The sequence below is a fragment of the Aminobacter sp. 01T433 genome (assembly GCF_056398585.1).
Window position 1 is genome coordinate 74,818 of the sequence record NZ_JBFTPR010000001.1, and the last position, 25,074, is coordinate 99,891.

Consider the following 25,074-nt stretch of genomic DNA (forward strand, 5'->3'; position numbering starts at 1 on the left):
GAAGTGGCAAGCTGTCACTGCGTCCAAGCATTGAGCCAGGGCGGTTGCGTGCGATGACCCTGGGGGCCGCGCGCGCCCGTTGCCGTCAGCTTTCGGAGCACCCCATTTCGGCAAGGAGCCAGTCGCGGAAGGCGCGGATCTTGGGCACATTGCGGCGTGCCTCGGGGTAGACCAGCCAGTAGGCGTCGCCGTCATCGCCAACGAGGTCGAAGGGCTGGATCAGGCGGCCTTCGGCCAGTTCGGCGGTGAAGAAGGTGCGCGTCAGGATCGCCACGCCCTGGCCGGCCATCGCCGCGTTCGCCTCGTAGGCTTGCGAGCCCATCGAGGTGTCGGGCCGTCCGTCCAGGCTGTCGGTCGGCACACCAGCCTGCGTGAACCAGCGTTTCCACCAGACATCGTTGGGGTCGAGGATGCGCAGCTTCAAAAGGTCGGCGGGTTCCTTGATGCCGCCGATGCTGTCGGCCAGCATCGGGCTCAGCATCGGCGCGTACTGGGCCCGAAACAAAAGGTGGGTGACCAGCCCCGGCCAGTTGCCGTCGCCGGAGCGGATGCCGATGTCGACCTCCTCGCGCGAAAAGTCGACCAGATGGTTCGATGTGTCGAGCCGCACCGCGATTGCAGGATGGCGAATCTGGAACGAGCCGATGTGCCGCGCCAGCCAGTTGGAGGCGAAGGTGAGCAAGGTGGAGATGCAAAGCGTGCCGCCCGATCCGGCGCGGGCGTTGGCGTAGGCCTCGCTCAGAATGTTGAAGGCATCGGTGACGGCCGGCGCCAAGCGGCTGCCCGCATCCGTCAGCACGACCTGGCGAGGTTTGCGCAGGAAGAGCGGCGCCCCGACGCGTTCCTCCAGAAGCTTGATCTGATAGCTCACCGCAGCCTGGGTCATGCCGAGTTCAGCCGCGGCCTTGGTGAAGCTGGCATGGCGGGCGGCGGCCTCGAACACCCTGATCGCGGCCAGCGGCGGCAGCTGCATATTCATGATATCGTCGTCCTATGCATAAGGGCTCTTAATGGATCCTGATCGACGTTCGATTGGAATTGCTGGGCTTCCAGGACCAATATCTAGATCAACGCATCAGCGTATTTCAAGTATCAGCGGAGGTCGAGATCATGAACACGACACAGGCAAGTCTCATTCATCGCGAACCGGTTTCCCTCACATCGCGTCTGGCGTCTGCCTTTGGCTGGCGCACGCGCAGGCGCGTACTTGATTTCAGGGACCTGCCGGATCACCTCAAGCGCGACATGGGTTATCTCGACGGCAACGACCCTTGCGGCCGGCATCTTTGAAAGAACACCGCATGAGCACGTGTTTTCCTCTATCATATGACCGGTTCAATTCCGCCGCCAAAGCTCCTATGAGCTATGGGGTGAACAAGGACCGGTCATATGATTCCGAAGGCAGTGTACTGGGATATGGACGGCACGCTGATCGACAGCGAGCCGCTGCACGAAAGGGCGCTTGTGGCGGCCCTGCGCAGCGCTGGCATCGAGCCGCCGGCTGACCTGCATGCGCGGGTCGTGGGTCAGGCGGCAAAGCCGGTCTATGAGGTGCTGCGGGAGCAGTTTGGCCTCGGTCTCGAATTCGATGAATGGATCGCGCTGAAATACGATCACTATATGGGCCACGCGCCGAGCCTTCTGCCGCGTGAGGGAGCCATGGAAATCTTTCGCGACCTGAAGGCCAGGGGCGTGGTGCAGGCAATCGTGTCGAACTCAGACCGCATGGTGGTCGAGGCGAATTTGCGCGCCGTAGGCATCCACGAGCCGACGATGAAGACGATCAGCCGCAACGATGTACGCAACGGCAAGCCCGATCCTGAACCCTATCTGCGCGCGGCGTGGCTGACCGAAATCGACCCAGCCGACACGGTGGTGATGGAAGATTCCGTCACCGGTGCGACAGCTGGCGTGGCCGCCGGCATGCGCACCATCTTTTGGCCGCAGGACAAGATCGACGGACCGGCCGGCGCGCTGGTGGCGCATAGTGCCGACGAGGTTCGGGCGTTGCTCGGGCTGGACTGAGGCACACGAGCAGGGGACCGCTGTGGCAGTTTGACTGTCACGGCATGGATCCCCGGGGTCTCCGCACTCGCTTCGCTCCTGCTCCGCCCGAGGATGACGAAGGCATGAGGACTAGCGGCTAATATCCAACGACAGCAAATGGCAACGGCGTCATCTCACCCTCGTCATCCTCGGGTTGGAGCACGAGCGTAGCGAGTGCGGAGACCCCGGGGATCCATGCCGTGACGTTGCCGATTGAAGCGCTGACGAGCTAAATCCCGCCCGCTCAGTTCCGGTACACCGGCTCCTGCTCGTCGAGGATCGCCTTGAGTTCGGCGAGGTGGCGTTCGGCCTGGCCGGGATAGTCCTCCTGCTCGAGCGCTGCCTTCTCGGCGATCTCGTCGGACAGCACGCGCAGCGACCGGCCGGTCCACAGCGCCTTGATATAGGTTTCGCAGGCGCGCTCGAAATAATAGAGCCGGTTGAAGGTGTCGGCGACGCTGTCGCCGATGACCAGAACGCCATGATTGCCCATGATCATCACCTTGACCTTGGGATCGGCGAGCAATTGCGAGCAGCGCTCGCCTTCTTCCTCGAAGGCGAGCCCGCCATAATGGGCGTCGACGACATGGCGGCGGAAGAAGATCGCCGTGTTCTGGTCGATCGGCGGCAAGGTGGAATCGGCCAGCGACGCGAGCACCGTGGCGTGGATCGAATGCACATGCATGACGCAGCGCGCATGAGCGCAATTGCGGTGGACAGCACCGTGCAGGCCCCAGGCGGTGGGATCGGGCGCGTTCGGCCCGGTCATCGTTTCGGGATCGTTGGCGTCGATGAGCAGAAGGTCGCTCGCCTTGATGCGCGAGAAATGCACCTGGTTGGGGTTCATCAGGAATTTTGAGCCGTCGTCGTTGACGGCAAGCGAGAAGTGGTTGGCCACCGCCTCATGCATGTTGAGCCGCGCCGTCCAGCGGAAGGCGCAGGCGAGGTCGACGCGCTCCTCATAAAACGGCAGGTTGGTCTGCTTGAGCTGGGTGACGGCCATGTGTTCCTCCCTGGAAGCTGGAGGAAGAATGCCGCGCCACGGCTGGCGCGGCAATCGCCGATCAGCCTGAAATCCGCTGGTCCAGGCGCAGCCCGCCATTTTCAACGATGAAATCGATGACGGCTTCGAGCCCCTTGCCGCGCGAAAGGTCGGTGAAGCCGAACGGGCGCTTGCCGCGCTGGCGTGCCGCGTCGCCTTCCATGACCTCGAGATTGACGTTCACATAAGGTGCAAGGTCGCTCTTGTTGATGACCAGGAAGTCGGAGCGGGTGATGCCGGGGCCTCCCTTGCGCGGGATCTCTTCGCCCTGGCAGACCGAGATGACGTAGAGCGTGAGATCGGCGAGGTCGGGCGAGAAGGTGGCGGCAAGGTTGTCGCCGCCCGACTCGATGAAGACGATGTCGAGATCGGGGAATTTGCGGTGCATCTCGGCGATGGCCTGGAGATTGATCGAGGCGTCCTCGCGGATCGCCGTATGCGGGCATCCGCCGGTTTCCACGCCCATGATGCGCTCTTCCGGCAGCGCCTGCAGGCGGGCGAGCATCAGCGCGTCTTCCTTGGTGTAGATGTCGTTGGTGACGACGGCGATGGAGAATTCGTCGCGCAGCGCCTTGCACAATTTCTCGGTCAGCGTGGTCTTGCCCGAGCCGACGGGGCCACCGATACCAATGCGAAGCGGACCGTTTTTCGATGTCATGACTGAAATCCGTTGAAGGCGAGGATGGCAAAGGCAAGGCCGAGGACAAGGCACAGCGGCGAATAATACAGCCGATCAAGCCGTGCGAACGGCATTTCGGGCGTCAGCCTGCGCCATGCAGGCGTGAAGCCGGCGATGCCGCGGCCGAGAAAGACAAGCGCGATCATCAAGGCCGAGGCGGCCAGGCCCGCCTTGGGAAACGGCGTGGCGAAGACGCCGACAAGCGCCAGGGGCCAGAGCGTGGCGACGACGAGGCAGGCAGCGACGGCGAAGCTTGCAAAAGGCGTCGGCATAGCGTCGACGCCGCGGAAACCAGCGACGGTGCGGGCGCAGGACGCCGCGTCCGTGCCCGGCCAGACGCCGCCAAGGCCCCAGTAAACGTGCAGCGAGGTCAAGAGATAGAGCACGGCGGCGAGCGCGAAGGCGAGCAGGATCATGAGCGGAAGAGCCTCGAATGCTGGGTTTCGTGGCGCATGGCCATGATATCGGAGGTGATGGCGGCCGAGCCTAGGTCATCGAGGCTCGATGTCGCCGCGCGGGCGGCGACGGACAGTGCTGTCGGCTCAAACGCGGCAACGATGCCTGTCGCTGCGACCTGTCCGACCACGCCAAGGCGGATCGCCGCCTGGACGAGATTGGTCGAAAACGCCTGCAGGTAAGCCGACAGCGCATCCTCAAGCGCGATGCCATGCGCGCCCGCGACCGCGCCGACGGCCACGCAATAGGGGCATTCGGCGGGCAGGTTTTCGAGCACTTGGTGTGGCCAGGCGGACGCGGCGGTGAGGAAGGCTGAACCTTGCAGCATCGCCTCCATATGCCGCTCGCGCGAACCGGCAAGCGCTTCGGTGAGTTCCGCGATCTCGCGCAGGTCGCCACTATTGCGGGCGCGGCGCCAGCTCTCCGCGAAGAGCACGGTATCGTTCCAGCCGGAGCCCACTTCGGCCAGCGTGGTCAGCCAGCCGGCGAGGTCCTCGCGGCTGGAAATCAACCCGTCATGCACGGCGCGTTCGAGGCCATGGCTGTAGGAAAAGCCGCCGACCGGAAATGCCGGCGACAGCCACGCCATCAGCCGCAGCAGTGCTGCACCGCCTGACGCAGGTTCAGTCATGGTGATGATGGTGGTCGCCATGATGGTCGTCGTGGTGGTGGTGATCGCCATGATCGTGGGAATGGCCGTGCCCATGGTCATGACCCTGGCCGGAATAGGCGCCGCGCACGGGTTCGAAGGGCTCCGAGATATCGGTGACATGGGCGCCGAGACCTTCAAGCATCGCCTTGATGACGTGGTCGCGCAGGATGAGGATGCGGTCGGCTTCGATGGCCGCCGCGAGGTGGCGGTTGCCGATGTGCCAGGCGAGTTGCGTCAGATGCACCGCATCATGGGCGCGGATTTCGTAGAGTTCTTCCTCGCCGGCGATGATCTCGGCGTGGCGGCCATCGTCGAGCACCAGCACGTCGCCGGTTTCGAGCACCACAGGCTCGGGCAGGTCGACCAGCACGCGGTCGCCATGGACAAGCTCGATGGCGCGGCGGCGGATGTGGCGCTCGTCATGGGCAAGCACGGCGACGTCGAAGGGCATTAGACGCTGCGCATCGGCCCGGACGGCCTCGGCTCGAATGAGATGGATGGCGCGCAGCATCAGAAAGAACCTCCATTGGCCTGTGCCCTGGCACGCGCTGGCCGGGCAAGCATGCGGTCGAAATAGTCGTTGACGCGCTCTGAGGCGATGGGGATCTTGCCGCCACGCGCCCAGCTGCCGATATCGCCCAGGATTACGTCGACGGCGCTGAAGCGGTCGCCGAGTGCGAATTCCTTGCCGGCGAGTCGCTTGTCGAGCGTCGCGATCTCGTTGGCAAAATCATACGCCACCGCGGGGCCGACATCGACCCTCACTTCCCGCGGCAGGATGAAGCGGTGGCGCAGCTTGTTCCACAACGGCGCTTCGAGCTCCGACTGGGCAAAATGCATCCAGCTGTCCATTTCGGCGCGGCCGCGCAGGCCGGGATTGGCGCCAAAACCCTTCTCCGGGTGCTTGTCGCCGAGATAGGTGCAGATCGCTGCGGAGTCGGTCAGCGTGAAATCGCCGTCGACCAGTATCGGCAGCTTGCCGGACGGGTTGAGAGCATGAGCCTCCGCTGAGCCCAGCCCGATCTCGACGAATTCGTAAGGCTCGGCGAGTTCCTCCAGCATCCACAGGACACGCGACACGCGCGATCCGCGCGAACCGTAGGCTTTGTACATGCTCGCCCTTCTCAGTTTGCTGACCGACAGATCGACAGGACAATGGTGTCGAACAGCCGCCAGATCCACGATAGCTGATAAATCAGAGTCGCAGTGACGAAGGCTAGGTGAAATCGCTTGTTGGGAGGCGCGCGCAATCCAGCTTGGTGCATTTCATGAAAAACCCCGGCGCGCGGGTGCGGCCGGGGTTTTGATCAGCGCGTGGCTCGAGCCTTATGCGGCTGCGGCGACGGCGTCGTTCTTGAGGGCTTCAAGAATGTTCTGCGGCGAGGAGACGCCATAGGGATCGCTGTCGCAGTTGTCGGAGAAGCCTTCTTCTTCGAACCACTTCTCGATGCGGCCGTTGTTGATGACGGCGCCATAGCGCCACGAGCGCATGCCGAAGCCGACATTGTCCTTGGCAACGAGCATGCCCATCTTGCGGGTGAACTCGCCCGAACCGTCCGGAATGAGCTTCACCTTGTCGAGGTTCTGCGACTTGCCCCAGGCGTTCATGACGAAGGCGTCGTTGACCGACACGCAGTAGATTTCGTCGATGCCCTGAGCCTGGAACTCGGCATGCAGCTTCTCGAAATCGGGCAGCTGGAAGGTCGAGCAGGTCGGCGTGAAGGCGCCCGGCAGCGAAAACAGGACGACGCGCTTGCCGTCGAAGTAATCGGCCGAAGTCTTGTCTTCCCAGCGGAAGGGATTGGGGCCGCCGACGGCTTCGTCGCGCACGCGGGTGCGGAAGGTAACGGCAGGGACTGTCTTCCTGATCATGTCAAACTCCATTTCCAAGATAGCGGGAGCACCCGATCTTGGGCTCGGGGATCCTGCCGAATTTTTTGCTAGCTCTAGCTAGATAACAATTGGCCGGGGGCCGTTCCAGCATTGCCGGCGTGGCATCAGGTCGCGGTCCTCAAAACAGGAAGTAGCGCTGCGCCATCGGCAGCACGGTTGCCGGCTCGCAGGTCAAAAGCTCGCCGTCGGCGCGCACCTCGTAGGTCTCGGGATCGACCTCCATGTGAGGCATGGCGTCGTTGAGGATCATCGAGCGCTTGCCGATGCCGCCGCGGGTGTTTTCGACCGCCACCATCTGCTTTTCCACGCCAATGCGTTCGCGCAGGCCGCCCTCGAGCCCGGCCTTGGAGACGAAGGTGATCGAGCTGTGGGTCAGCGCCTTGCCGAAGGAGCCGAACATCGGCCTGTAATGGCTTGGCTGCGGCGTCGGGATCGAGCCATTTGGGTCGCCCATGGGGGCTGTGGCGATCCAGCCGCCAAGCAGCACCATGTCGGGTTTCACGCCGAAGAAGGCGGGGTTCCACAACACCAGATCGGCGCGCTTGCCGACCTCGATCGAGCCGATTTCCTTCGACATGCCATGCGCGATGGCCGGGTTGATCGTGTATTTGGCGATGTAGCGGCGGGCGCGGAAATTGTCGTTGTTGCCTTTTTCGCCCGGCAATGCGCCTCGCTGGCGCTTCATCTTGTCGGCGGTCTGCCATGTCCGGATGATCATCTCGCCGACCCGGCCCATGGCCTGGCTGTCCGACGAGATCACCGAAAACGCGCCGAGGTCATGCAAGATGTCCTCGGCGGCGATGGTCTCCTTGCGGATGCGGCTTTCGGCAAAGGCGATGTCTTCGGGGATCGACGGCGACAGATGATGGCAGACCATCAGCATGTCCAGATGCTCGGCGACAGTGTTGACCGTGTAGGGCCGCGTCGGGTTGGTCGAGGCCGGAATGACGTTGGGATATTGGCAGACCTTGATGATGTCGGGCGCATGTCCGCCGCCGGCACCTTCGGTGTGGAACGAGTGGATGGTGCGACCCTTGAAGGCGGCGACCGTGTCCTCGACAAAGCCGCCTTCGTTGAGCGTGTCGGAGTGGATCGCGACCTGGACATCGTAGGCATCGGCAACCGACAGGCAGGTGTCGATGGCAGCCGGCGTCGAGCCCCAGTCTTCGTGCAGCTTGAGGCCGCAGGCACCCGCCAGCACCATCTCTTCCAGCGCGCCGGGCAGCGAGGCGTTGCCCTTGCCGAACACGCCGATGTTCATCGGCAGGCCGTCGAATGCCTGGATGATGCGGGCGATGTGCCAGGGGCCGGGCGTGCAGGTGGTGGCGAGCGTGCCGTGCGCCGGCCCGGTGCCGCCGCCGACCATGCAGGTGACGCCGGAATTCAGCGCCTCGTCGACCTGCTGCGGCGAGATGAAGTGGATGTGGGTATCGATGCCGCCGGCGGTCAGGATCTTGCCTTCGCCGGCGATGATTTCGGTGCCCGGGCCGATGATGATGGTCACGCCTGGTTGCGTGTCGGGATTGCCTGCCTTGCCGATGGCAGCGATGCGGCCGTCCTTGAGCCCGACATCGGCCTTGTAGATGCCGGTATGATCGAGGATCAGTGCATTGGTGATGACGGTGTCGACGGCCCCTTGGGCACGCGACAGCTGGCTTTGGCCCATGCCGTCGCGGATGACCTTGCCGCCGCCGAACTTCACCTCCTCGCCATAGACGGTGAAATCGTTTTCGACCTCGATGAACAATTCGGTGTCGGCAAGCCGCACCTTGTCGCCGGTGGTCGGGCCGAACATCCGGGCGTAGTCACGACGGGAAATCGTTGCTGGCATCAGAGCTTTCCCATCACCTTTTGCTGGAAACCGTAGACCTCGCGCTTGCCACCGAGCGGCACCAGCGTGACATCGCGTTCCTGGCCGGGTTCGAAGCGCACGGCGGTGCCGGCGGCGATGTCGAGCCGCATCCCGCGCGCCTTCTCGCGGTCGAACTTCAGGCCGTTGTTGGTCTCGTAGAAATGATAGTGGCTGCCGACCTGGATCGGCCGGTCGCCTGAATTGGCGACCTTGAGCGTCACCGTTGGCGCGCCCTTGTTGAGCTCGATCGAGCCTGGGGCGGTGATGATTTCGCCGGGGATCATGTGATGCTCCTACGCTGCCGTGTTGACCGTGGGGGCGCAGCCTTCGGCTTTCAGCACGCGCTTGGTCGAGGCAGGGTATTTCGCAAGCATGGAAGCGGGCCGGATCGGGCGGGCGGAAAAATTGCCGCCGCAGTTGGGGCAGGTGCCGGCGAGAACGCCCGTCGCACAGTCGGCGCAGAAGGTGCACTCGAAGGTACAGATCATCGCGTCGGGCGCTTCAGGCGGCAGGTCGCGGTCGCAGCATTCGCAATTGGGGCGCAGCTCAAGCATGACGGCCTCAGCGGATCGGTTCGTGTACGGTCACGAGCTTCGTGCCGTCGGGAAAGGTGGCTTCCACCTGAACGTCGTGGATCATCTCGGCGATGCCGTCCATCACCTGGTCGCGGGTGATGACATGGGCGCCGGCCTCCATCAGCTCGGCGACCGGGCGGCCGTCGCGGGCGCCTTCGACAATGAAGTCGGAAATCAACGCGATGGCTTCGGGATGGTTGAGCTTGACGCCGCGTTCGAGCCGCTTGCGCGCGACAATCGCCGCCATGGCGATTAACAGCTTGTCTTTTTCCCTGGGCGTCAGGTTCATGCCGGTACCAAAATCCTAGAGTGACCAAAGCCTGGGCAGGCCTGCCTGGCCATTGAGCAGTTCGACGAGTGGAACGAGTCGCTTACGTAGCGTGTAGCCATCTTCGGCGTAAAGCCTCGCAAGAAGCTTGCCAGTTCCGGCCACGCTCCAGCTGCTGGCACCGCCATCGTCGCCGATGATTCGCCGCGCCGGCTCCAGCAAGACCTCTGACCTGTCCGAGATCAAGAGCAGCGTTGCCATGGCGATGCGCCCGCCGGCCGAGGCCGGTCTGGATAGCGTCGCCTCGATGTCTGGCCCGACGAAAAAATCCTCGGCGTGGACGAGACGGCCCTCGCGCCTGATGCGCCAACGGTCGCGGAAAGTGCCGTGCACGGCACGTTCACCCATGGCGCTGCGGCCGAAGATCGTTGCTTCGACGATCAGCGCTTCGGCACCCGCCGCAAGATCGGCGTCGAGCGTGCGTGAAAAACAGGCACGGTCATAAACGATGGTTTCCTGCGGCAGCCATCCCAAAAAACCGCCTTCGCCGACGGTGAGGCGGACATCGACCTGGGCATCGCCATCAAGCGCGCGATAGACCTTCTCGCAGGCTTGGGTGGTGACGACCGCGCGTGCGCTTGTGCCGATGGAAACGTCCCAGCCAAGCCGGTCGCCACCGGTCAGGCCACCTGCCATGTTGATCAGCACCGCCTCCAGCGGATCGCTGCCGGTATCGGGCAATCTGATCTTGGCGGCGCCATCCTGATAGAGGCGGGCGAGGCGGCTGCGGCCATGGCGAAACGCGACATCGATGCGGGCATGTGCTGCCACGCGTTGCGAGGAAATCGCTGCCGCGTCCGTTGCAGCGGACAATGATGCGTTGATGGTCATGATGCCTTGAGGTTAGCCACACTGACGGGTTTGTCGATATATAGCTTGTTGCCTCGCGGCGTTTCGGTTTCTATACAGGGATGCCTTTTGGGCTCAATTCAAAGGCGAGTATCGCCCAAAGGACTGGCTCGAGCCCGACGCAGGAATTGCGCGGCGCGGACCTGGCAGATGTAAAAAGTTCTGGGGAAGTGTATCTATGGCCGACCAGTTGGCAACGGACATCATCGATAAGATCAAGGCGCATGCCGAGCCTGGTGGCGAAGAGATCACGCTCGACACCGAACTGACGTCGCTGGGCATCCATTCGCTTGAGCTCACCGAGATCATCTTCGACCTCGAGGAACAGTACGGCATCGAAATCCAGATGAACACTGTCGACGCCTGGAACAGCCTCAAGAATGTTCGCGACATGGTTGAAGCCGTTCGCGCCCTGATCGCAAAATCCGCCTGAGATGAAGCGTCCCCGCATCGTCATCACCGGAATCGGCGGGCTGTGCGGGCTCGGCACCGATGCTCCATCCATTTGGGACGCCATGCGCGCCGGCCGTTCGGCCATCGGGCCGCTGACGAACTCCGCCTTGTACGATCTCAAGATTCGCGTCGGCGCTGAGATCAAGCAACTGCCCGAGCACGGCATCGAGCGCAAACAGCTTGTTTCGATGGACCGCTTCAGCCTTCTTGCCGTCATCGCGGCCAACGAAGCGATGCGGCATTCGGGCCTCGTCGTCAATGAAACGAACACCCACCGGGTGGGCGCGATCATCGGTGTCGGCATCTGCGGCTGGGAAGCGATCGAGGAAAGCTACCGGGCGATCCTGCTTGAAGGCAAGAACCGCACAGGCATCTTCACGGTACCGAAGGTCATGCCGGGTGCCGCGGCCGGCCAGGTCAGCATGAGCCTTGGCCTGCGTGGCCCGGTGTTCGGCGTCACATCTGCCTGCTCATCGTCCAATCACGCATTCGCAACCGCGATGGATCAGCTCCTGCTCGGCCGCGCCGACGCCATCGTTGCCGGCGGTACCGATGCGCCGCTGATCTGGGGCATCATCAAGGGCTGGGAAGCCTTGCGCGTCGTTTCGCCCGACACCTGCCGGCCATTCTCCGCCGACAGACAGGGGCTGGTGCTCGGTGAGGGCGCGGGCATGGTCGTGCTCGAGACCTACGAACACGCCACCGCGCGCGGCGCGACCATCCTGGCCGAGCTTGCCGGAACCGGCATGTCTGGCGACGCTTCCGACATCGTGGCGCCGACCATCGAGGGTCCCGAGGCTGCCATGCGCGCCTGCCTGCTAGATGCAGGTCTTTCGCCCGAAGAAGTCGACTACGTCAACGCCCATGGCACCGGCACCAAGGCCAACGACCAGATCGAGACGACGGCCATCCGGCGTGTCTTTGGCGCCCATGCCGACAAGCTATCGGTGTCGTCGACCAAGTCGATGCATGCCCATTGCCTCGGTGCTTCCGGCGCGCTCGAAATGATCGCTTGCGTCATGGCCGTGCGCGAAGGGATCGTGCCGCCAACCGCGAATTATCGCGAAGTGGATGCCGACTGCGACCTCGACGTCACGCCCAATGTGGCCAAGCAGCGCCCCGTGCGCGTGGCGATCAGCAACAGCTTTGCCTTTGGCGGCACCAATGCCGTCGTGGCGGTGAAGGCGGTCTGACCAGGCCGCTTTCGTTGCCGGCCTCACCTAGGCATATTGAAGCAGCGCTTGCGCATGCCTAGCTTTTGCGTGTCCCACCAGCCGTGCCTCACGCCGGCCCACCCGAGGAACCGACGATGAGCGATCTCACTCCATTTCCAATTGCTGCCCGCTGGCCGGCAAAGTACCCCGACCGCATCCAGCTTTATTCCTTCCCGACGCCGAACGGCGTGAAGGTGTCGATCGCCCTTGAAGAGCTCGACCTGCCCTACGAGGCCCATGCCATCAACATCGGCAAGAACGAGAGCTGGACGCCGGAATTCCTGGCGCTGAACCCCAACGGCAAGATCCCCGCGATCATCGATCCCAACGGTCCCGGCGGCAAGCCGATCGGCCTGTTCGAGTCGGGCGCCATCCTGCTTTATCTCGCCGAAAAGACCGGCCGCCTGATCCCCACCGACCGGGCGCGGCACTACGAGACCGTGCAGTGGCTGTTCTTCCAGATGGCTTCGGTGGGGCCGATGTTCGGCCAGCTCGGCTTCTTCCACAAATTCGCCGGCCGCGAGATCGCCGACAAGCGCCCGCTCGAACGTTACCGCGACGAGTCGCGCCGCCTGCTCGGCGTGCTCGACCAACGCCTTGCCGGGCGCAAGTGGATCATGGACGACGACTACACCATTGCCGACATCTCACTGCTCGGCTGGGTGCGCAATCTGATCGGCTTTTATGAAGCGCGCGATCTCGTTGGTTTCGACAGTTTTACCCATGTCGCGGCATGGTTGGAACGCGGCCTGGCGCGCCCTGCGGTGCAGGCGGGCCTGAATATTCCGGCCCGTGGCTGAGAGGCCATTCGCTAGCTCTACCCTGCCGGTCATCTGACGCGGCAGGGCGAGTTATCAAACAGCCTTTAGAAGTTCAGATCACCAGATCGGCCTTGCGGCGTGCGGCAAGCACGCGGTCGATATTGGGCATGTCGTTGGTGTCGATCCAGTGGCGGGCATCGGCGTCCGAGCGGCCGTGCTCGCGCCAACGCTCGACCAGCCGCCGCTCCAGCTCTTCGCGCGGCACATCGACGAAGATGGTGAAGTCGAGCAGCGGTCCGAGCCGCTGCCATGGTTCTTCGTCGAGAAGCAGGTAATTGCCTTCGACGAGGATGAACTTCACCTCCGCGGGCACGATGGCAGCCGCTGCCCTGGACAGCTCCACGCTGCGGTCGAAGACGGGGATCGCGATGTCAGGCTCGGCGGCGCGCAACCGCTTGAGCAGTACCTCGAAGCCGGCGAAGTCGAAGGTCTCAGGCGCGCCCTTGCGGGCCCTGAGCCCGCGTTTGTCGAGCACCGTATCGTCGAAGTGAAAGCCGTCCATCGGCACCACCGCGGCCGAGCCCTCGGGCAGGACGTCGTGCAGGGCTGCCGACAGCGTCGACTTGCCCGAGCCGGGCGGGCCGGCTATGCCGATCACGAAGCGCTCGGCATGGTGGGCGCGTTTGAACAGGGTGGCGGCGATATGAGCGATCTCTGACATAGGCCTTCCCAATGATGGTTATGTGCATCCTGCTGGCGCATCCGTCAAAATTGAGGCGGCAGCACCGTCAGTTCAAGAGCGACTGTCCGATCCGCAGGAAGGTTTCGTCGAACGGCACTTCGCGGCTGGTGTCGTCGCTGAAGTTGAGGCGCAGCTTTCCCGGCCTGGCTTCGACCACGGACGGCACTTCGCCATTGTCCGATGTGACGGAACCCACCACCTGGCGGAAGGCGACGCGCCCGCCGAGCGCAAAGGCCGTTTCGACATTTTCGCGTTTCAGCCAGTTGTCACCGAGCGAGGCGGCATGGCCGATAACAGTGCGTCCGTCCTCGATGCCGAGTACGCCGCTGCGGCCGTTCCACGGCGCATAATAACGACCGCCATTGCTGATCCACAGCATGGTGACCGGCAGCTCGGTCGGGTTCTTGAGCACCAAGACGACATCGGCCTCAGCCTTGCGCGCCACCGCAGTCCAGCCCAGGCTGCCATGATCGGCCTCGACGAGAGTGACGAAATCCTCGTGCCTGATGTCAGGGCTGAAATCGGTGAGGTCGACCGTGCCGCCTGACGCTGCCGGAAAGCGCGTGAGGTCTTCGCTGCGTGCGGGATAGGCGAGCAGATAGGCGCCGCGCACCGGGTCAGGCTCCGTCACATCGGGTGGCGTTGCGGCGAGGCGCTTTGGCGAAAACGCCAGGCGGCCGCCCGCGCGCATTTCGGTCATCGGATGGTGGGCGACGGAGATCGCGCCAGAACCGCCAGTGAACGCATGCTCCTGGTAGAGGAACGGGTGGCCGTTGCGCAGGATCAGCGTCTTTTCGACCATGGCCCCCATGATCTTGCGTTCCAGGCGAAAACTTGCCCAGCGGCCTCCGGGGATCGCCTCATCGGAGGTGAGCTGCCATTCGCTGTTGGCACTCCAGCCATGCAGCGGTGCCGGCTCGACATCGCTGCGCGAAAACGGCGCGCACAAGAAATCGCCCGACAGCCTGACAACGCCTTCCGGCAGCCCCTCGGGCAGATCGCCCCGGTCGATCCATGGCGCGCGATGCAGCGGCTTGAGCGTACGTCCATCGCTTTCGATGGCGAGGTCGGCGATGTGGCCGACCGACAGGTCGAGCGTGACTGCAATTCCCTTGGCGCCGAAGCTGAACACATTCATCGCAAATCACCTCACTTCATGCCGCCAAGAGAGCCGATTTGCCGGCTCGGGCGCAAGTCATGGGGTGTAACCAATATTCAACACCATCGGCACAACATGTGTCGGCAGCGACGAGCCAAATGGACGGCTTGGCGCGCATTCTGTAGCGTTGCGGCTGTAATTGCTGACCGGCATGTGACAAAGCCTAAATCTTTGGCGACCACCGACAGGTTTTTCCCTTGCAAGCCCAGGCCACCTTATCTCAGCTGCCCTTCAGATTTCCCAGGCTTCGGCAGCTTGGGCTGGTCCGCAATCTTGTGGCGCTGTTTGCCGTGGTCGCTGTGCTCGCCGGCTGCTCCACCACCGAGACCTTGAATGTCGCGCAGCCGGTGGCGGCGGCATCGGAAAAATATGCGGCGATCGTCGTCGACGCCTCCAATGGGCGCACGCTGTATCAGGCCTATTCGACAGCGCCGCGCTATCCCGCCTCACTGACCAAGATGATGACGCTGTATCTGACCTTCGAGGCGCTGCAGCAGGGGCGTGTGTCGAAAACCACGCTGATCCCGGTGTCGAGCAACGCTGCCTCCCAGCCGCCGTCGAAGCTTGGCTTCAAGCGGGGCGAGCAGATCGAGCTCGAAGCGGCGATCCGCGCGCTGGCGACCAAATCGGCCAATGACGTCGCGGTTGCTGTCGGCGAATATCTCGGCGGCTCCGAAGCGGCCTTCGCCGGCATGATGACGGCCAAGGCGCGCCAGCTCGGCATGACCAACACTGTGTTCCGCAACGCCTCTGGCCTGCCCGATCCGCAACAGCACACCACAGCCCGCGACATGGCCGTGCTGGGCATGGCGCTGCGCAAGCATTTTCCGCAGAACTATTATTACTTCGCCGCTACCGACTTCAATTTCCGTGGCAAGCGCGTGCGCGGCCACAACGACCTGCTCGGCCGCGTCAACGGCGTCGACGGCATCAAGACCGGCTACATCAGGGCGTCGGGCTTCAACATCGTAACGTCGGTCAATGCCGACGGTCGCAAGCTGATCATCGTCGTCATGGGTGGCGACACCGCGCGCAAGCGCAACGCCCATGTCGAGGAGCTGATCGTGCGCTACATGCCCCAGGCAGCCGGCGGCAGCCTGGCCTACCAGACCGCTCCTGCCGCACCCGCGGCCCCGATGCCGGTGGCCGCCGCAACGTCCATGCCGGCCATGGGTGCTGTGCCGATGCAGGGCTCGACATCCGCGCCGGTGCCGATGGCCGAGGTCCAGTAGCCGAGGCTGGAAGCTTTCCGCGCCTGATTAAGCGGGCGCCTGGTATTGCGTGTCTGAAACGTGCTCCAGCCAGTCGACCGCGCTGCCGTCAAGCGCTTCCTGAAGCGCTATATGCGTCATTGCCGTCGTGACCGCGGCGCCATGCCAGTGCTTTTCGCCAGGCGCGAACCACACCACGTCGCCGCTGCGGATTTCTTCGACCACACCGCCCCAGACCTGCGCCCAGCCGCAGCCCGAGGTCACGACCAGCGTCTGGCCGAGCGGATGGGTATGCCAGGCCGTGCGTGCGCCGGGCTCGAAGGTGACGGTGACCGCGCGCAGTCGGGCAGGCGCTGGTGTTTCGAAGATCGGATCCTGGCGCACCGTGCCGGTGAAATAATCGGGCGATGGCTTTGCCGAAGGCCGCGAGCCGCAGCGTTTGATTTCCATTTTTATCTCCTTGGTGGCTGGTGGCTTGGTGCCATCATACGCCGGTCCGCGACTGTTTGGCCGGATAAAACTCAATCGGGCAAGACGACCACGGCGCGCCCGCTGGTCAGGTCGGTGATCATGCGCACGATCGCTGGCGTGTCGGCCTCGGGCAGGGCTAGGGTGAGCTCGGCGCCGGTCGCGGTGAATGCCTCGGCGATCGTCCTGACACCCGGCTGGGCCGCCAGCCGCGCCTGGACGAGGGCCAGATCGGCAAAGCCGCAAGTGACCTTCGCCTCGATGGTGACGACGATGGCCATTTTGGCAGCGGATCGCAGGCAGGCGGCGGCAGTGCCGCCATAGGCCCGCACCAGCCCGCCGCTGCCGAGCAATATGCCGCCGAACCAGCGCGTGACGACGACGGCGACATTGTCGAGCGACTGGCCGTCGAGCGCCTGCAGGATCGGCTTGCCGGCGGTGCCGCTCGGTTCGCCGTCATCGCTGAAGCGGTAGTTCTGCCCTGTGCGCCAAGCCCAGCAATTGTGGTTGGCGCCGGCATCCGAATGGGCCGCAATAAACGCCTTCGCCGCCGCCTCGTCCGACACCGGCCCGGCAGCCGCGAGGAAGCGGCTTTTCTTGACGTCCTGGCTGAAGGTTTCGAGTTGCGTAAGCGTGAACATGTGGCGGTGGTTAGACAATGCGATGTCGCGATCGTCAATCGCGATGCCGATGCTTGCGCGTATGCCCTGGCTTCCAGATGGACATTCAGAAAAAGGTCGTCGGGCGATCTGCTGTCCGACGACCTTTGCGCCTTGGGAGGCCGGTCAGATCGCCTTGGCCGCCATCTGCGAAGCGATATGGTCGGCTTGCCTGATAGCCAGCGTCACGATCGTCAGTGTCGGGTTTTCGGCGCCGCCGGTGGTGAACTGGCTGCCGTCCGAGACAAACAGGTTCTTGATGTCGTGCGTCTGTCCCCATTTGTTGACGACGCCGTCCTCGGCCTTCTCGCTCATCCGGTTGGTGCCGAGATTGTGCGTCGAGGGGTAAGGCGGCGTCGGGAAGGCGCGCGTGGCGCCGACCGCGCTGTAGATCGCCTGTCCCTGGGCATAGGCATGGTTGCGCATCGCAACGTCATTGGGATGGTCGGTGAACCACACGTCCGGGATCGGCATGCCGTAGTCGTCCTTGAGTTCGGCGTGGAGTTTGACCGCGTTCTGCTCCTGCGGCATGTCCTCGCCGACGATCCACAATCCGGCCATGTGGTCGTAATGGTCGAGCGCCGAGGTGAAGGAGCGACCCCAGCCGCCCGGGTCGAGGAACGCCGCCATGAACGGAATGCCGAGCGCCAGCGTCTCCATTTCATAGCCGCCGACAAAGCCGCGCGAGGGATCGTGGCGCGCCTCGTCGCGCACGATGCCGGCCATGGTCGTGCCGCGGTAGAAATGCACCGGTTTTTCGAAGATGGCGTAAACCGATCCAGTCGTGTGGCGCATGTAGTTCTTGCCGACCTGGCCGGAGGAATTGGCGAGCCCGTTCGGAAATTTCGACGAATGCGAGTTCAACAGCAGGCGCGGGCTTTCGATCGAATTTCCCGCAACCGCCACCACGCGCGCCTTCTGCTCATGCAGCTTGCCGTCCTTGTCGGCATAAACGACGCCGGTCACCTTGCCCGACTGGTCGTGCTCGATCTTGACCACGTGCGATTGCGGTCTGACCTCCAGCTTGCCGGTCGCCTCGCCCTTCGGAATCTCAGTGTAGAGCGTCGACCATTTCGCGCCCCACTTGCAGCCCTGGAAGCAAAAGCCGGTCTGCTGGCAGCCCATGCGGCCATCTCGGTCGGCGGAATTGATCGCCATGTGCCCGGTATGGCATTCCTTGTAGCCGAGCTTGTCGGCGCCGGCCTTGAGGATCTTGAAGTTGTTGTTGCCAGGCAGGCCTTCGATGCCGTGCGTGCGGGTCACACCCATCTTGTCCTCGGCCTTGTCGTAGTAAGGTTCGAGATCGGCGAGCGTGATGGGCCAGTCGAGCAGATTGGCGCCTTCGACCTTGCCGTAGTTGGTCAGCGCCTTGAATTCGTGATCCTGGAAGCGCAGAGACGCGCCGGCCCAATGGGTGGTGGTGCCGCCGACCGCCTTGACGATCCAGGCTGGCAGGTTGGGGAAATCCTTGGCCACGCGCCAGCCACCACCGGTAGTGCGCTTGTCGAGCCAGGCAAGCTGGGAAAAGCTGTCCCATTCGTCGTTGATGAAGTCTTCATATTCATGCCTTGCGCCGGCTTCGAGAATGACGACGTCGATGCCTTTTTGCGCCAGTTCATTGCCGAGCGTTCCGCCGCCTGCGCCTGAGCCGATGATGACGACGACGCTGTCATCCTTGAGATCGTATGGGGCTGCCATTGTTTCCTCCCAGAAATTGAAACGAAGCCGCGCATAGCGCGTCAACCGCACCTCCTCCGGTGCGGGCCTTCGCCGTCAAAGCCATTCGATGTCGTTGAAGCCGCGGGCTATGTAGCCGCCCTTGGAGTAGGATTCGCCCTCGTAGCCGAAGATCGGCCATACCTCTTTCTGGTTGTAGAGGCTGACCACGAGGTCGCCGCGCACCGCCTGGAAAAACGGCGTCGTCTCGATGTCGCGCAAGATGGCGACGCGGTCGTCTTCCCATCCAAGGCTGCGATAGCCTGTGCCACCAGCCCGCTTGTCGAGATCGGCAACGCCGTTCTCGATCAACTCCTTGTGGGCAGCGTCCTTTCCGGCTTTCGCATCCTGCCCTTTGACAGCGATGGCATAAAAGCGATCGGCGAGTTGGTCGTGTGGGTAGATGTCGCGGGCGAGCACGATCAAGGTTGCCATGGTTTCTGGCTTGAGCGCGGTCACTTCCAGTCCCCATGCGTTGCGGGGGCTGATCAGGGCGCTGCCGCTGATCACCAGCATCGCGCCGATGCTGCCGCGTTTGAGAAGCTCACGCCTGGAAAGGCCGGCCTGCTTCTCGTAGATCGTTACCATGATTTCCTCCCTTGCTTGCTTGTGCACGTGTTCGATGTGCTGGCTGGCACTGCTGTCCTCCAACAGCAGTTGCGGCGGCGCTACAGGAAGCGCCCCCGTCTTTGCAAAACCTCGATCTTGTATCCGTCGGGGTCCGATATGAAGAAAAAGCGGGCAATTTCGATGCCGTTGTTCTTGAACTCGACAATGTCGCGCGGCTCGAGCCCCAGCGCCTTCATGCGGCTGTGCTCGTCGTCGAGATCAGCGACCGAAACCGCGAGATGGCCGTAGCCGTCGCCCAGCACATAAGGGTCGGTCCGATCCTTGTTGATCGTCAGCTCGAGCTCGAAGCCGCTTTCTCCGTTGGAAAGATAGACCAGCGTGAAGGTTTCGAAATCGAGCCGGTCGGCAATCCCAAGGCCGAGCGCCTTGGCGTAGAAATCCAGCGAACGCTGTTCGTCCAGAACGCGGATCATGGAGTGGATGGTCTTTGCCAATCAGGCATCTCCTGCACTGTCATAATTATGTGTGCAGGATGCGCCATCGCGGGAAGGGGCAGGTAGCAGCCCGCTACCGCAAAGTTGATTTTAAATCCGGAGATAAACCGGAAGGTTTTGCTCGAAAAGCACGCTTGAAAGGCAAATTGACCGCTGTGAGGCTGCGGGGCATACTTGCGAAAAAGCAGGAGGTGGAAACGCCATGTGCGAGGTTTTTGCCGGGCAGGACCCCGATCGTTACCGCCCGATCAACCGTTCGGTTCGCATTGCCGGCCATTCGACCAGCATTCAGCTGGAGGCCGCGTTCTGGGTGCTGATCGACGAGATCGCCGAGGGGCAGGGCATGGCGACATCGCGGTTCTTGTCGACGCTTTACGACGAGGCGCTGGCAATCAACGGCAGCGTGCCGAACTTCGCCTCCCTGCTGCGCACCAGCTGCCTGATTCACCTGATGAGCGGTTCGGCAGGCACGCCGCGCAGGCTGCAGATTTCGTCCGCTGCCTGAGCCCTGGGAGGCCTGCCACGGGTTCTCGAACGCTGCCGCGTGAATGACGGCACAATTCGCGCCGCCGTCGCAGCACAATGCAACTCCATTTCCCCCGTTGAAGCTTGCCGCCGCATCGGTTATGAACGCGCGTCGTCCGGTGCGCCGGATGGTGGTTCGCGGCCTGCCGCGAACGAGCACCCGTAGCTCAGCTGGATAGAGCGCTGCCCTCCGAAGGCAGAGGTCACAGGTTCGAATCCTGTCGGGTGCGCCAAAAAATTCCAATCAAAAATCGATGATTCGTCCAGACGGCGTGTGCTGCATGTGAAACCGCGCGCATTGCGACAGACTGCTGCAATGGTCGCCTGTCATGTCGCTGCCATGAAACCTGAGGCGACCCAATCATCGGACTGATCCATCAACATAGAAGCGAACCGGCCAAGGGGGAGGGCCGGCGGTCGCCATCGCTTCGGAAACGTCCTGACCGTGGAAAGCATGCAAGCATGACACGCCCCTTTCAGATATCCATCGCAGCGGCCCTGGCCGTCACCTTGATGGCGGGTTCCAGCGCGAGTTCCGTTGCCAATGGCGTCGACGCCGCCGTCCAGACAGAGACGTCCAAGCGCATGGTGTCGACCTTCGTCGTTGCAAGCGCACTGAGCGAATGGACGCTGTCGTTCAGCGGCGTGCTTGCCGCCCGCGAGGAGGTCGCCGTCGGCGCGCCGTTGCAAGACCAGCGTATCACGGGCGTCGACGTCGAGGTCGGCGACCGTGTCAAGGCGGGCCAGGTTCTGGTCAGGCTCGATACGGCGATGCGCGACAATCAGTTGCGCGAATCCGAAGGACGGCTGGCGCGGGCAAGCGCAGCTCTTGCCCAGCAGCAGGCAAAGGCGGCGCAGGCACTGGCAGCATTGCAGCGCGCTGGTCCGCTCAAGCAGTCGGGTTTCTTGTCCAGCCAGGCCTTCGCCGATCGTGCTTCCACCGAAGCCGTCGAGCGCCAGGGCGTTGCCTTGGCGCAGGCCGAGGTCAACCAGGCCGAAGCCCTACTCGCCGAATCCCGGCGGCTGCGCGAACGCGACGTCGTCATAGCACCTGTCGCCGGCGTCGTTTCCGAGCGCCACGCCAACGCCGGTTCGCTCACCGGATCGGAGCCGTTGATCCGCCTGATCCGCGATGGCAGGGTCGAACTTGCCGCCGACATTCCCGAACGCGAGCTGCCGCAGCTGGCGGTCGGCCAGCCGGCTGAAGTTTCGCTTCCCGGCAGTGGCGACGTGATCAGGGGCAAGGTGCGCATGATCACGCCGAAGATCGACCGCGACACCCGTCTTGGCGGGGCCAGGATCGCTCTAGATACCGATACCGCGCTGTTTCCCGGCGCCTTTGGCCGGGCCGTGGTGATGGTGGCGAAGCGTGAGGCCATCGTCATCGCCGATTCGGCACTGCTTTATGGCGGGGGCACGGACAAGGCCGCCGTCTTCGTGGTCGAGCGCGGCCGGGTGATGCGGCGGGCTGTCGAAACAGGTCTGCGCAACAATGGCAGGCTCGAAATAATTGCTGGACTCAAGACTGGCGACGTCGTTGTCGCCAAGGCTGGCGCGTCGCTGCGCGAGGGCGATGCGGTGGCGACCATCGACATCGGTGCCATCACCGGAAGCACTCGCCCATGATCAGCAACATTTCCGCCTGGGCGATCCGCAAGCCGATCCCCACCATCGTTCTTTTTGTGGTGCTGACGCTTGTCGGCTGGGCGTCGTTCCTGCGCCTGCCGGTCAATGCCAATCCGAGCCTGTCGTTTCCGATCGTGACCGTCACCGTATCTCAGGCAAGTGCTGCCCCTGCCGAGATGGAAAACCAGGTCACCCGACGCATCGAAGGCGCGGCCTCCGGTCTGGCTGGCGTCAAGCACATCCGCTCGACCATCAGGGATGGCGTGTCGACGACCACAGTCGAATTCAAGATTGGCGTCGATCCGGACCGGGCAACCAACGACGTCCGCGAGGCCGTCGGCCAGGTCAGGTCCGACCTGCCGCAATCGATCCAGGACCCGATCGTCTCGCGCGTCGATGTCGAAGGCGGGGCGATCCTCTATTACACGATGCAGGCGCCCAACATGTCGGTGCTCGATGCGTCGTGGTTTGTCGAAGATACGATCAGCCGCGAGCTTCTTGCTCTTCCCGGTGTGCAAAAGGTCGAGCGCCTTGGCGGCGTTAACCGCGAAATCACCGTCTCGCTCGACCCCGACAGGTTGCTGGCGCTGGGCGTGACGGCCGACCAGGTCAATTCTGCGCTGCGCCAGATCAACATTAATGTTCCCAGCGGCCGTGGCGAGATTGGTGAACGAGAGCAGTCGATCCGCACCTTGGGCAGCGTCAGGTCGCTCGACGAGCTGTCCGGCCTTTCGGTTTCCTTGCCAGGAAACCGCTGGGTGCAGCTCCGCGACATCGCCACCATCAAGGACGGGCCAGCCGATCCGCGCGGTTTCGCGCGCTTCAATGGCGAGGCCGTCGTTGGCTTTTCCGTCTCCCGCGCCAAGGGCCACAGCGATACGGTCGTCGCCGATGCGGCGGCCAGGCGCCTGGCCGAAATTGCGGCGCGGACGCCGGACGTTACATTCAACGAGGTCATCTCCAACGTCGAATACACGCTGGACAGCTACAACGCCGCGGTGACCGCCCTTGTCGAAGGCGCTGCGCTGACGGTCGTTGTGGTGTTTCTGTTCCTGCGCAACTGGCGCGCCACGCTGATCGCCGCCGTGGCGATGCCCTTGTCGATCCTGCCGACCTTCTGGGTGATGGAGCTGCTCGGCTATACGCTCAACAGCGTCAGCCTTTTGGCACTGACGCTGGTGATCGGCATCCTTGTCGATGATGCCATCGTCGAGATCGAAAACATCGAACGTTATGTCGACATGGGCAAGCGGCCCTATCTCGCGGCGATCGAGGGCGCCGATGCGATCGGCCTTGCGGTCGTGGCCACCACCTTGACCATCGTTGCGGTGTTTGCGCCGGTCAGTTTCATCGGCGGTGCCGTCGGTCAATATTTCAGGCAGTTCGGTGTGACGGTGGCTGTTGCGGTGCTGATCTCGCTGGTCGTGGCGCGATTGCTCACCCCTTTGATGGCGGCCTATTTGCTGCAGCCCAAGGCAGCCGGAAGTCATTCGGCCGAGCCGTCGAAGCTGTCGCTGCGCTATCTCGCCGTGCTGGGCTGGACGCTCGATCACCGCAAGACGACCTTTGGCCTGGTGGCTGTGTTCTTCGCCGGTTCGGTCTTCCTCCTGACCCAGTTGCCGACCGGTTTTGTGCCGAGCAGTGACGGCAACGTCTCGCAAGCGCAGGTGACATTGCCCCCGGGCACGCGGCTGGAGGAAACCGCTCGCGTTTCGGACAAGATCGTGCGCGAGCTGAAGGCGCGGCCGGAGGTGGCGAGCGTGCTGGTGACCACCGACGACGTCAACAAGGTGACCTTGATCATCAAGCTCAAGCCGCGCGGCGAGCGCCAACTCGACCGCAAGTCGTTTGAACTCGCCGCGCGTCCGATCATGGCCAATACGCCTGACATCCAGTTCACCTTTGTCTCGGATCAGGGCGGCAAGGAGGTTTCGATCTATCTGGCGGGCAACAATCCCGAGGAGCTGAACAGGGCCGCCTATCAGCTTGAGGCCGAAATGCGCCAGATGCCGGAACTGACCAACGTGCTGTCCAACCAGGCACCATTGGCACCGGAGCTTTTGGTCAAGCCGCGCCTGGACGAGGCGGCCCGGCTCGGTGTTTCGGTGGTGTCGCTGGGGACGGTCGCGCGCATCGCCACGCTTGGCGAAACCGACTCCAATTCGGCGCAGTTCAACCTCGGTGACCGGCTGGTGCCGATCCGCGTGTTGCTCGACAAGTCGGCGCGCGGCGATCTCGAAACCTTGCGCAAGCTGCGTGTCGGCACGGCCGACGGCAAGGTGGTGCCGCTGACCTCGGTCGCCGATCTTTCGTTCGGTGCGGAGGAAGGCAAGGTCGAACGCCTCGACCGCAAGCGCCTGGTCGCCGTCGAAGCCAACCTGAATGGCGTCGTGTTTGGCGATGCGATGAAGGCGGTCTCGGCATTGCCGGCGCTGAAGAACCTGCCCGCAAGCGTCAGCCATATCGAATATGGCGCGGCCGAAGAGATGACGCAGATGTTCCGCGGCTTCGCCCAGGCGCTGGTGGCGGGCATCCTGATGGTCATGGCGGTGCTGGTGCTTCTGTTCAGGAACTTCCTGCAGCCGGTCACCATCCTGATCGCCTTGCCGCTGTCGCTGGGCGGCGCGGCCCTGGCGCTGCTCGCCTATGGCGCGGCACTCGACCTGTCGTCGACGATCGGAATCCTGATGCTGATGGGCATCGTCTGCAAGAACTCGATCCTGCTGGTCGACTACGCCATCGAATGCCGCGCCGAGGGGCTGGATCGGCGCGCGGTGCTGATGAAGGCAGGCATGACCCGCGCCCGCCCGATCATCATGACGACCATCGCCATGGTGGCCGGCATGATGCCGGCGGCGATCGGCTTCGGCGCCGACGCCAGCTTCCGCGCGCCGATGGCTGTCGCTGTCATCGGCGGCCTGATCACCTCGACGCTGCTTTCCCTGGTGGTCGTGCCTGTGATGTTCGCGACCATGGACGACCTCAACAGCTGGTTCGCTCGCCGCCTCAAGCGCTTCACTTCCGTCACCGAGGCGGACCGCGCGGAGGGTGAGCTGATCGCCGGGCGCATAAGGACCTGACCAACAGTGCCGCTCTCGCTCGAA

29 protein-coding genes and 1 tRNA gene are annotated in these 25,074 nt (G+C 63.4%); 10 read left to right on the forward strand and 20 right to left on the reverse strand.

Features of this window, described 5'->3' with window-relative positions; genetic code table 11:
* Positions 1-85 precede the first annotated feature (85 nt).
* The gene (gcvA, locus tag AC1DLV_RS00350; protein WP_476800525.1) at positions 86-979 is read right to left on the reverse strand and encodes a transcriptional regulator GcvA; all 894 of its coding nucleotides are present in this window, start codon (positions 977-979) and stop codon (positions 86-88) included.
* 131 nt (positions 980-1,110) lie between these two features.
* Between gcvA and AC1DLV_RS00355 the strand changes: the two genes are divergently transcribed.
* Together AC1DLV_RS00355 and AC1DLV_RS00360 are read left to right on the forward strand one after the other, a co-directional pair.
* Positions 1,111-1,290: a hypothetical protein gene (locus AC1DLV_RS00355; protein ID WP_476800524.1), complete on the forward strand. Its 180-nt coding sequence runs from the start codon at positions 1,111-1,113 to the stop codon at positions 1,288-1,290.
* A gap of 99 nt (positions 1,291-1,389) precedes the next feature.
* Positions 1,390-2,025 carry an HAD family hydrolase gene (locus AC1DLV_RS00360; RefSeq protein WP_476800523.1) on the forward strand — a complete coding sequence of 212 codons (636 nt, stop codon included), beginning with the start codon at positions 1,390-1,392 and terminating at the stop codon, positions 2,023-2,025.
* A 265-nt stretch (positions 2,026-2,290) separates the two neighbouring features.
* On the opposite strand, the gene AC1DLV_RS00365 is transcribed toward AC1DLV_RS00360, so the two are convergent.
* From AC1DLV_RS00365 to AC1DLV_RS00420, 12 genes are all read right to left on the reverse strand, one after another.
* Positions 2,291-3,049 carry a class II aldolase and adducin N-terminal domain-containing protein gene (locus AC1DLV_RS00365; protein ID WP_476836087.1) on the reverse strand — a complete coding sequence of 253 codons (759 nt, stop codon included), beginning with the start codon at positions 3,047-3,049 and terminating at the stop codon, positions 2,291-2,293.
* A 61-nt stretch (positions 3,050-3,110) separates the two neighbouring features.
* Positions 3,111-3,746, reverse strand: coding sequence for an urease accessory protein UreG (gene ureG / locus AC1DLV_RS00370; RefSeq protein ID WP_476800521.1), 636 nt, complete (start codon positions 3,744-3,746; stop codon positions 3,111-3,113).
* Positions 3,743-4,183 carry a DUF3995 domain-containing protein gene (locus AC1DLV_RS00375; protein WP_476800520.1) on the reverse strand — a complete coding sequence of 147 codons (441 nt, stop codon included), beginning with the start codon at positions 4,181-4,183 and terminating at the stop codon, positions 3,743-3,745. The genes ureG and AC1DLV_RS00375 overlap by 4 nt, the downstream gene beginning before the upstream one ends.
* The gene (locus tag AC1DLV_RS00380; RefSeq protein WP_476800596.1) at positions 4,180-4,905 is read right to left on the reverse strand and encodes an urease accessory protein UreF; all 726 of its coding nucleotides are present in this window, start codon (positions 4,903-4,905) and stop codon (positions 4,180-4,182) included. The genes AC1DLV_RS00375 and AC1DLV_RS00380 overlap by 4 nt, the downstream gene beginning before the upstream one ends.
* A complete protein-coding gene (locus AC1DLV_RS00385; protein WP_476800519.1) occupies positions 4,847-5,386 on the reverse strand; it encodes an urease accessory protein UreE in 540 nt (179 codons plus the stop codon). The genes AC1DLV_RS00380 and AC1DLV_RS00385 overlap by 59 nt, the downstream gene beginning before the upstream one ends.
* Positions 5,386-5,988: a glutathione S-transferase family protein gene (locus AC1DLV_RS00390; protein WP_476800518.1), complete on the reverse strand. Its 603-nt coding sequence runs from the start codon at positions 5,986-5,988 to the stop codon at positions 5,386-5,388. The genes AC1DLV_RS00385 and AC1DLV_RS00390 overlap by 1 nt, the downstream gene beginning before the upstream one ends.
* A 213-nt stretch (positions 5,989-6,201) precedes the next feature.
* Entirely contained in the window at positions 6,202-6,747 is a 546-nt protein-coding gene (locus AC1DLV_RS00395) for a redoxin family protein (RefSeq protein WP_476800517.1), read from the reverse strand.
* A 139-nt stretch (positions 6,748-6,886) separates the two neighbouring features.
* Entirely contained in the window at positions 6,887-8,599 is a 1,713-nt protein-coding gene (gene ureC / locus AC1DLV_RS00400) for an urease subunit alpha (RefSeq protein WP_476800516.1), read from the reverse strand.
* On the reverse strand, positions 8,599-8,904 hold the full coding sequence (locus tag AC1DLV_RS00405) for an urease subunit beta (RefSeq protein ID WP_476800515.1): 306 nt from the start codon (positions 8,902-8,904) through the stop codon (positions 8,599-8,601). The genes ureC and AC1DLV_RS00405 overlap by 1 nt, the downstream gene beginning before the upstream one ends.
* Positions 8,905-8,913: 9 nt before the next feature.
* Complete coding sequence (locus AC1DLV_RS00410) at positions 8,914-9,174, reverse strand: DUF1272 domain-containing protein (protein WP_476800514.1); 261 nt, start codon at positions 9,172-9,174, stop codon at positions 8,914-8,916.
* A 7-nt stretch (positions 9,175-9,181) separates the two neighbouring features.
* Positions 9,182-9,484, reverse strand: a complete 303-nt coding sequence (locus AC1DLV_RS00415) for an urease subunit gamma (RefSeq protein ID WP_476781405.1) — start codon at positions 9,482-9,484, stop codon at positions 9,182-9,184.
* Between the two features lie 15 nt (positions 9,485-9,499).
* Positions 9,500-10,354, reverse strand: a complete 855-nt coding sequence (locus tag AC1DLV_RS00420; protein ID WP_476800513.1) for an urease accessory protein UreD — start codon at positions 10,352-10,354, stop codon at positions 9,500-9,502.
* 196 nt (positions 10,355-10,550) lie between these two features.
* Between AC1DLV_RS00420 and AC1DLV_RS00425 the strand changes: the two genes are divergently transcribed.
* The 3 genes from AC1DLV_RS00425 to AC1DLV_RS00435 all read left to right on the forward strand — a co-directional run bounded on the left by AC1DLV_RS00425 (position 10,551) and on the right by AC1DLV_RS00435 (position 12,839).
* Entirely contained in the window at positions 10,551-10,805 is a 255-nt protein-coding gene (locus AC1DLV_RS00425; RefSeq protein ID WP_476781403.1) for an acyl carrier protein, read from the forward strand.
* 1 nt (position 10,806) lies between these two features.
* A complete protein-coding gene (locus tag AC1DLV_RS00430) occupies positions 10,807-12,018 on the forward strand; it encodes a beta-ketoacyl-[acyl-carrier-protein] synthase family protein (protein WP_476800512.1) in 1,212 nt (403 codons plus the stop codon).
* A 116-nt stretch (positions 12,019-12,134) separates the two neighbouring features.
* Positions 12,135-12,839 (forward strand): glutathione S-transferase N-terminal domain-containing protein, encoded by a 705-nt coding sequence (locus AC1DLV_RS00435; protein WP_476800511.1) that lies wholly within the window; start codon positions 12,135-12,137, stop codon positions 12,837-12,839.
* A gap of 73 nt (positions 12,840-12,912) precedes the next feature.
* Here the strand turns inward: AC1DLV_RS00435 and AC1DLV_RS00440 are convergent, their stop codons facing one another.
* Together AC1DLV_RS00440 and AC1DLV_RS00445 are read right to left on the reverse strand one after the other, a co-directional pair.
* Positions 12,913-13,521 carry a nucleoside triphosphate hydrolase gene (locus AC1DLV_RS00440; RefSeq protein WP_476800510.1) on the reverse strand — a complete coding sequence of 203 codons (609 nt, stop codon included), beginning with the start codon at positions 13,519-13,521 and terminating at the stop codon, positions 12,913-12,915.
* Between the two features lie 67 nt (positions 13,522-13,588).
* Complete coding sequence (locus AC1DLV_RS00445) at positions 13,589-14,680, reverse strand: hypothetical protein (RefSeq protein ID WP_476800509.1); 1,092 nt, start codon at positions 14,678-14,680, stop codon at positions 13,589-13,591.
* Positions 14,681-14,898: 218 nt separating this feature from the next.
* Here AC1DLV_RS00445 and AC1DLV_RS00450 point away from each other — a divergent pair, with 218 nt between their 5' ends.
* Entirely contained in the window at positions 14,899-15,933 is a 1,035-nt protein-coding gene (locus AC1DLV_RS00450; protein WP_476800508.1) for a D-alanyl-D-alanine carboxypeptidase family protein, read from the forward strand.
* A gap of 27 nt (positions 15,934-15,960) precedes the next feature.
* On the opposite strand, the gene AC1DLV_RS00455 is transcribed toward AC1DLV_RS00450, so the two are convergent.
* The 5 genes from AC1DLV_RS00455 to AC1DLV_RS00475 all read right to left on the reverse strand — a co-directional run bounded on the left by AC1DLV_RS00455 (position 15,961) and on the right by AC1DLV_RS00475 (position 19,819).
* Positions 15,961-16,362, reverse strand: coding sequence for a (R)-mandelonitrile lyase (locus AC1DLV_RS00455; protein ID WP_476800507.1), 402 nt, complete (start codon positions 16,360-16,362; stop codon positions 15,961-15,963).
* Positions 16,363-16,433: 71 nt separating this feature from the next.
* Positions 16,434-17,021, reverse strand: coding sequence for an IMPACT family protein (locus tag AC1DLV_RS00460; RefSeq protein WP_476800506.1), 588 nt, complete (start codon positions 17,019-17,021; stop codon positions 16,434-16,436).
* Between the two features lie 144 nt (positions 17,022-17,165).
* Complete coding sequence (locus AC1DLV_RS00465; RefSeq protein ID WP_476800505.1) at positions 17,166-18,737, reverse strand: GMC family oxidoreductase; 1,572 nt, start codon at positions 18,735-18,737, stop codon at positions 17,166-17,168.
* Between the two features lie 75 nt (positions 18,738-18,812).
* Positions 18,813-19,343, reverse strand: coding sequence for a gluconate 2-dehydrogenase subunit 3 family protein (locus AC1DLV_RS00470; protein WP_476800504.1), 531 nt, complete (start codon positions 19,341-19,343; stop codon positions 18,813-18,815).
* A gap of 80 nt (positions 19,344-19,423) precedes the next feature.
* Positions 19,424-19,819, reverse strand: a complete 396-nt coding sequence (locus AC1DLV_RS00475) for a VOC family protein (protein ID WP_476836088.1) — start codon at positions 19,817-19,819, stop codon at positions 19,424-19,426.
* A 202-nt stretch (positions 19,820-20,021) separates the two neighbouring features.
* On the opposite strand from AC1DLV_RS00475, the gene AC1DLV_RS00480 reads away from it, so the two are divergent.
* From AC1DLV_RS00480 to AC1DLV_RS00495, 4 genes are all read left to right on the forward strand, one after another.
* Positions 20,022-20,324 (forward strand): ribbon-helix-helix domain-containing protein, encoded by a 303-nt coding sequence (locus AC1DLV_RS00480; protein ID WP_476800502.1) that lies wholly within the window; start codon positions 20,022-20,024, stop codon positions 20,322-20,324.
* Between the two features lie 176 nt (positions 20,325-20,500).
* Positions 20,501-20,577 (forward strand) — tRNA-Arg (locus AC1DLV_RS00485).
* 229 nt (positions 20,578-20,806) lie between these two features.
* A complete protein-coding gene (locus AC1DLV_RS00490) occupies positions 20,807-21,970 on the forward strand; it encodes an efflux RND transporter periplasmic adaptor subunit (protein ID WP_476800501.1) in 1,164 nt (387 codons plus the stop codon).
* Positions 21,967-25,050: an efflux RND transporter permease subunit gene (locus AC1DLV_RS00495; RefSeq protein WP_476800500.1), complete on the forward strand. Its 3,084-nt coding sequence runs from the start codon at positions 21,967-21,969 to the stop codon at positions 25,048-25,050. Before AC1DLV_RS00490 ends, AC1DLV_RS00495 begins: the two co-directional genes overlap by 4 nt.
* The last annotated feature ends 24 nt before the right edge of the window (positions 25,051-25,074 follow it).

Bases quoted from the DNA above. Each gene is read 5' to 3' on its own strand.
- AC1DLV_RS00385 (WP_476800519.1), bottom strand. From the start codon at position 5,386: ATGCTGCGCGCCATCCATCTCATTCGAGCCGAGGCCGTCCGGGCCGAT.
- AC1DLV_RS00425 (WP_476781403.1), top strand. From the start codon at position 10,551: ATGGCCGACCAGTTGGCAACGGACATCATCGATAAGATCAAGGCGCAT.
- AC1DLV_RS00465 (WP_476800505.1), bottom strand. From the start codon at position 18,737: ATGGCAGCCCCATACGATCTCAAGGATGACAGCGTCGTCGTCATCATC.
- AC1DLV_RS00375 (WP_476800520.1), bottom strand. From the start codon at position 4,183: ATGATCCTGCTCGCCTTCGCGCTCGCCGCCGTGCTCTATCTCTTGACC.
- AC1DLV_RS00360 (WP_476800523.1), top strand. From the start codon at position 1,390: ATGATTCCGAAGGCAGTGTACTGGGATATGGACGGCACGCTGATCGAC.
- AC1DLV_RS00430 (WP_476800512.1), top strand. From the start codon at position 10,807: ATGAAGCGTCCCCGCATCGTCATCACCGGAATCGGCGGGCTGTGCGGG.
- AC1DLV_RS00380 (WP_476800596.1), bottom strand. From the start codon at position 4,905: ATGGCGATCACCACCACCACGACGACCATCATGGCGACCACCATCATC.
- AC1DLV_RS00395 (WP_476800517.1), bottom strand. From the start codon at position 6,747: ATGATCAGGAAGACAGTCCCTGCCGTTACCTTCCGCACCCGCGTGCGC.
- ureG (WP_476800521.1), bottom strand. From the start codon at position 3,746: ATGACATCGAAAAACGGTCCGCTTCGCATTGGTATCGGTGGCCCCGTC.
- ureC (WP_476800516.1), bottom strand. From the start codon at position 8,599: ATGCCAGCAACGATTTCCCGTCGTGACTACGCCCGGATGTTCGGCCCG.
- AC1DLV_RS00480 (WP_476800502.1), top strand. From the start codon at position 20,022: ATGTGCGAGGTTTTTGCCGGGCAGGACCCCGATCGTTACCGCCCGATC.
- AC1DLV_RS00455 (WP_476800507.1), bottom strand. From the start codon at position 16,362: ATGGAAATCAAACGCTGCGGCTCGCGGCCTTCGGCAAAGCCATCGCCC.
- AC1DLV_RS00415 (WP_476781405.1), bottom strand. From the start codon at position 9,484: ATGAACCTGACGCCCAGGGAAAAAGACAAGCTGTTAATCGCCATGGCG.
- gcvA (WP_476800525.1), bottom strand. From the start codon at position 979: ATGAATATGCAGCTGCCGCCGCTGGCCGCGATCAGGGTGTTCGAGGCC.
- AC1DLV_RS00490 (WP_476800501.1), top strand. From the start codon at position 20,807: ATGACACGCCCCTTTCAGATATCCATCGCAGCGGCCCTGGCCGTCACC.
- AC1DLV_RS00365 (WP_476836087.1), bottom strand. From the start codon at position 3,049: ATGGCCGTCACCCAGCTCAAGCAGACCAACCTGCCGTTTTATGAGGAG.
- AC1DLV_RS00390 (WP_476800518.1), bottom strand. From the start codon at position 5,988: ATGTACAAAGCCTACGGTTCGCGCGGATCGCGCGTGTCGCGTGTCCTG.
- AC1DLV_RS00440 (WP_476800510.1), bottom strand. From the start codon at position 13,521: ATGTCAGAGATCGCTCATATCGCCGCCACCCTGTTCAAACGCGCCCAC.
- AC1DLV_RS00405 (WP_476800515.1), bottom strand. From the start codon at position 8,904: ATGATCCCCGGCGAAATCATCACCGCCCCAGGCTCGATCGAGCTCAAC.
- AC1DLV_RS00355 (WP_476800524.1), top strand. From the start codon at position 1,111: ATGAACACGACACAGGCAAGTCTCATTCATCGCGAACCGGTTTCCCTC.
- AC1DLV_RS00460 (WP_476800506.1), bottom strand. From the start codon at position 17,021: ATGTTCACGCTTACGCAACTCGAAACCTTCAGCCAGGACGTCAAGAAA.
- AC1DLV_RS00410 (WP_476800514.1), bottom strand. From the start codon at position 9,174: ATGCTTGAGCTGCGCCCCAATTGCGAATGCTGCGACCGCGACCTGCCG.
- AC1DLV_RS00470 (WP_476800504.1), bottom strand. From the start codon at position 19,343: ATGGTAACGATCTACGAGAAGCAGGCCGGCCTTTCCAGGCGTGAGCTT.
- AC1DLV_RS00420 (WP_476800513.1), bottom strand. From the start codon at position 10,354: ATGACCATCAACGCATCATTGTCCGCTGCAACGGACGCGGCAGCGATT.
- AC1DLV_RS00435 (WP_476800511.1), top strand. From the start codon at position 12,135: ATGAGCGATCTCACTCCATTTCCAATTGCTGCCCGCTGGCCGGCAAAG.
- AC1DLV_RS00495 (WP_476800500.1), top strand. From the start codon at position 21,967: ATGATCAGCAACATTTCCGCCTGGGCGATCCGCAAGCCGATCCCCACC.
- AC1DLV_RS00445 (WP_476800509.1), bottom strand. From the start codon at position 14,680: ATGAATGTGTTCAGCTTCGGCGCCAAGGGAATTGCAGTCACGCTCGAC.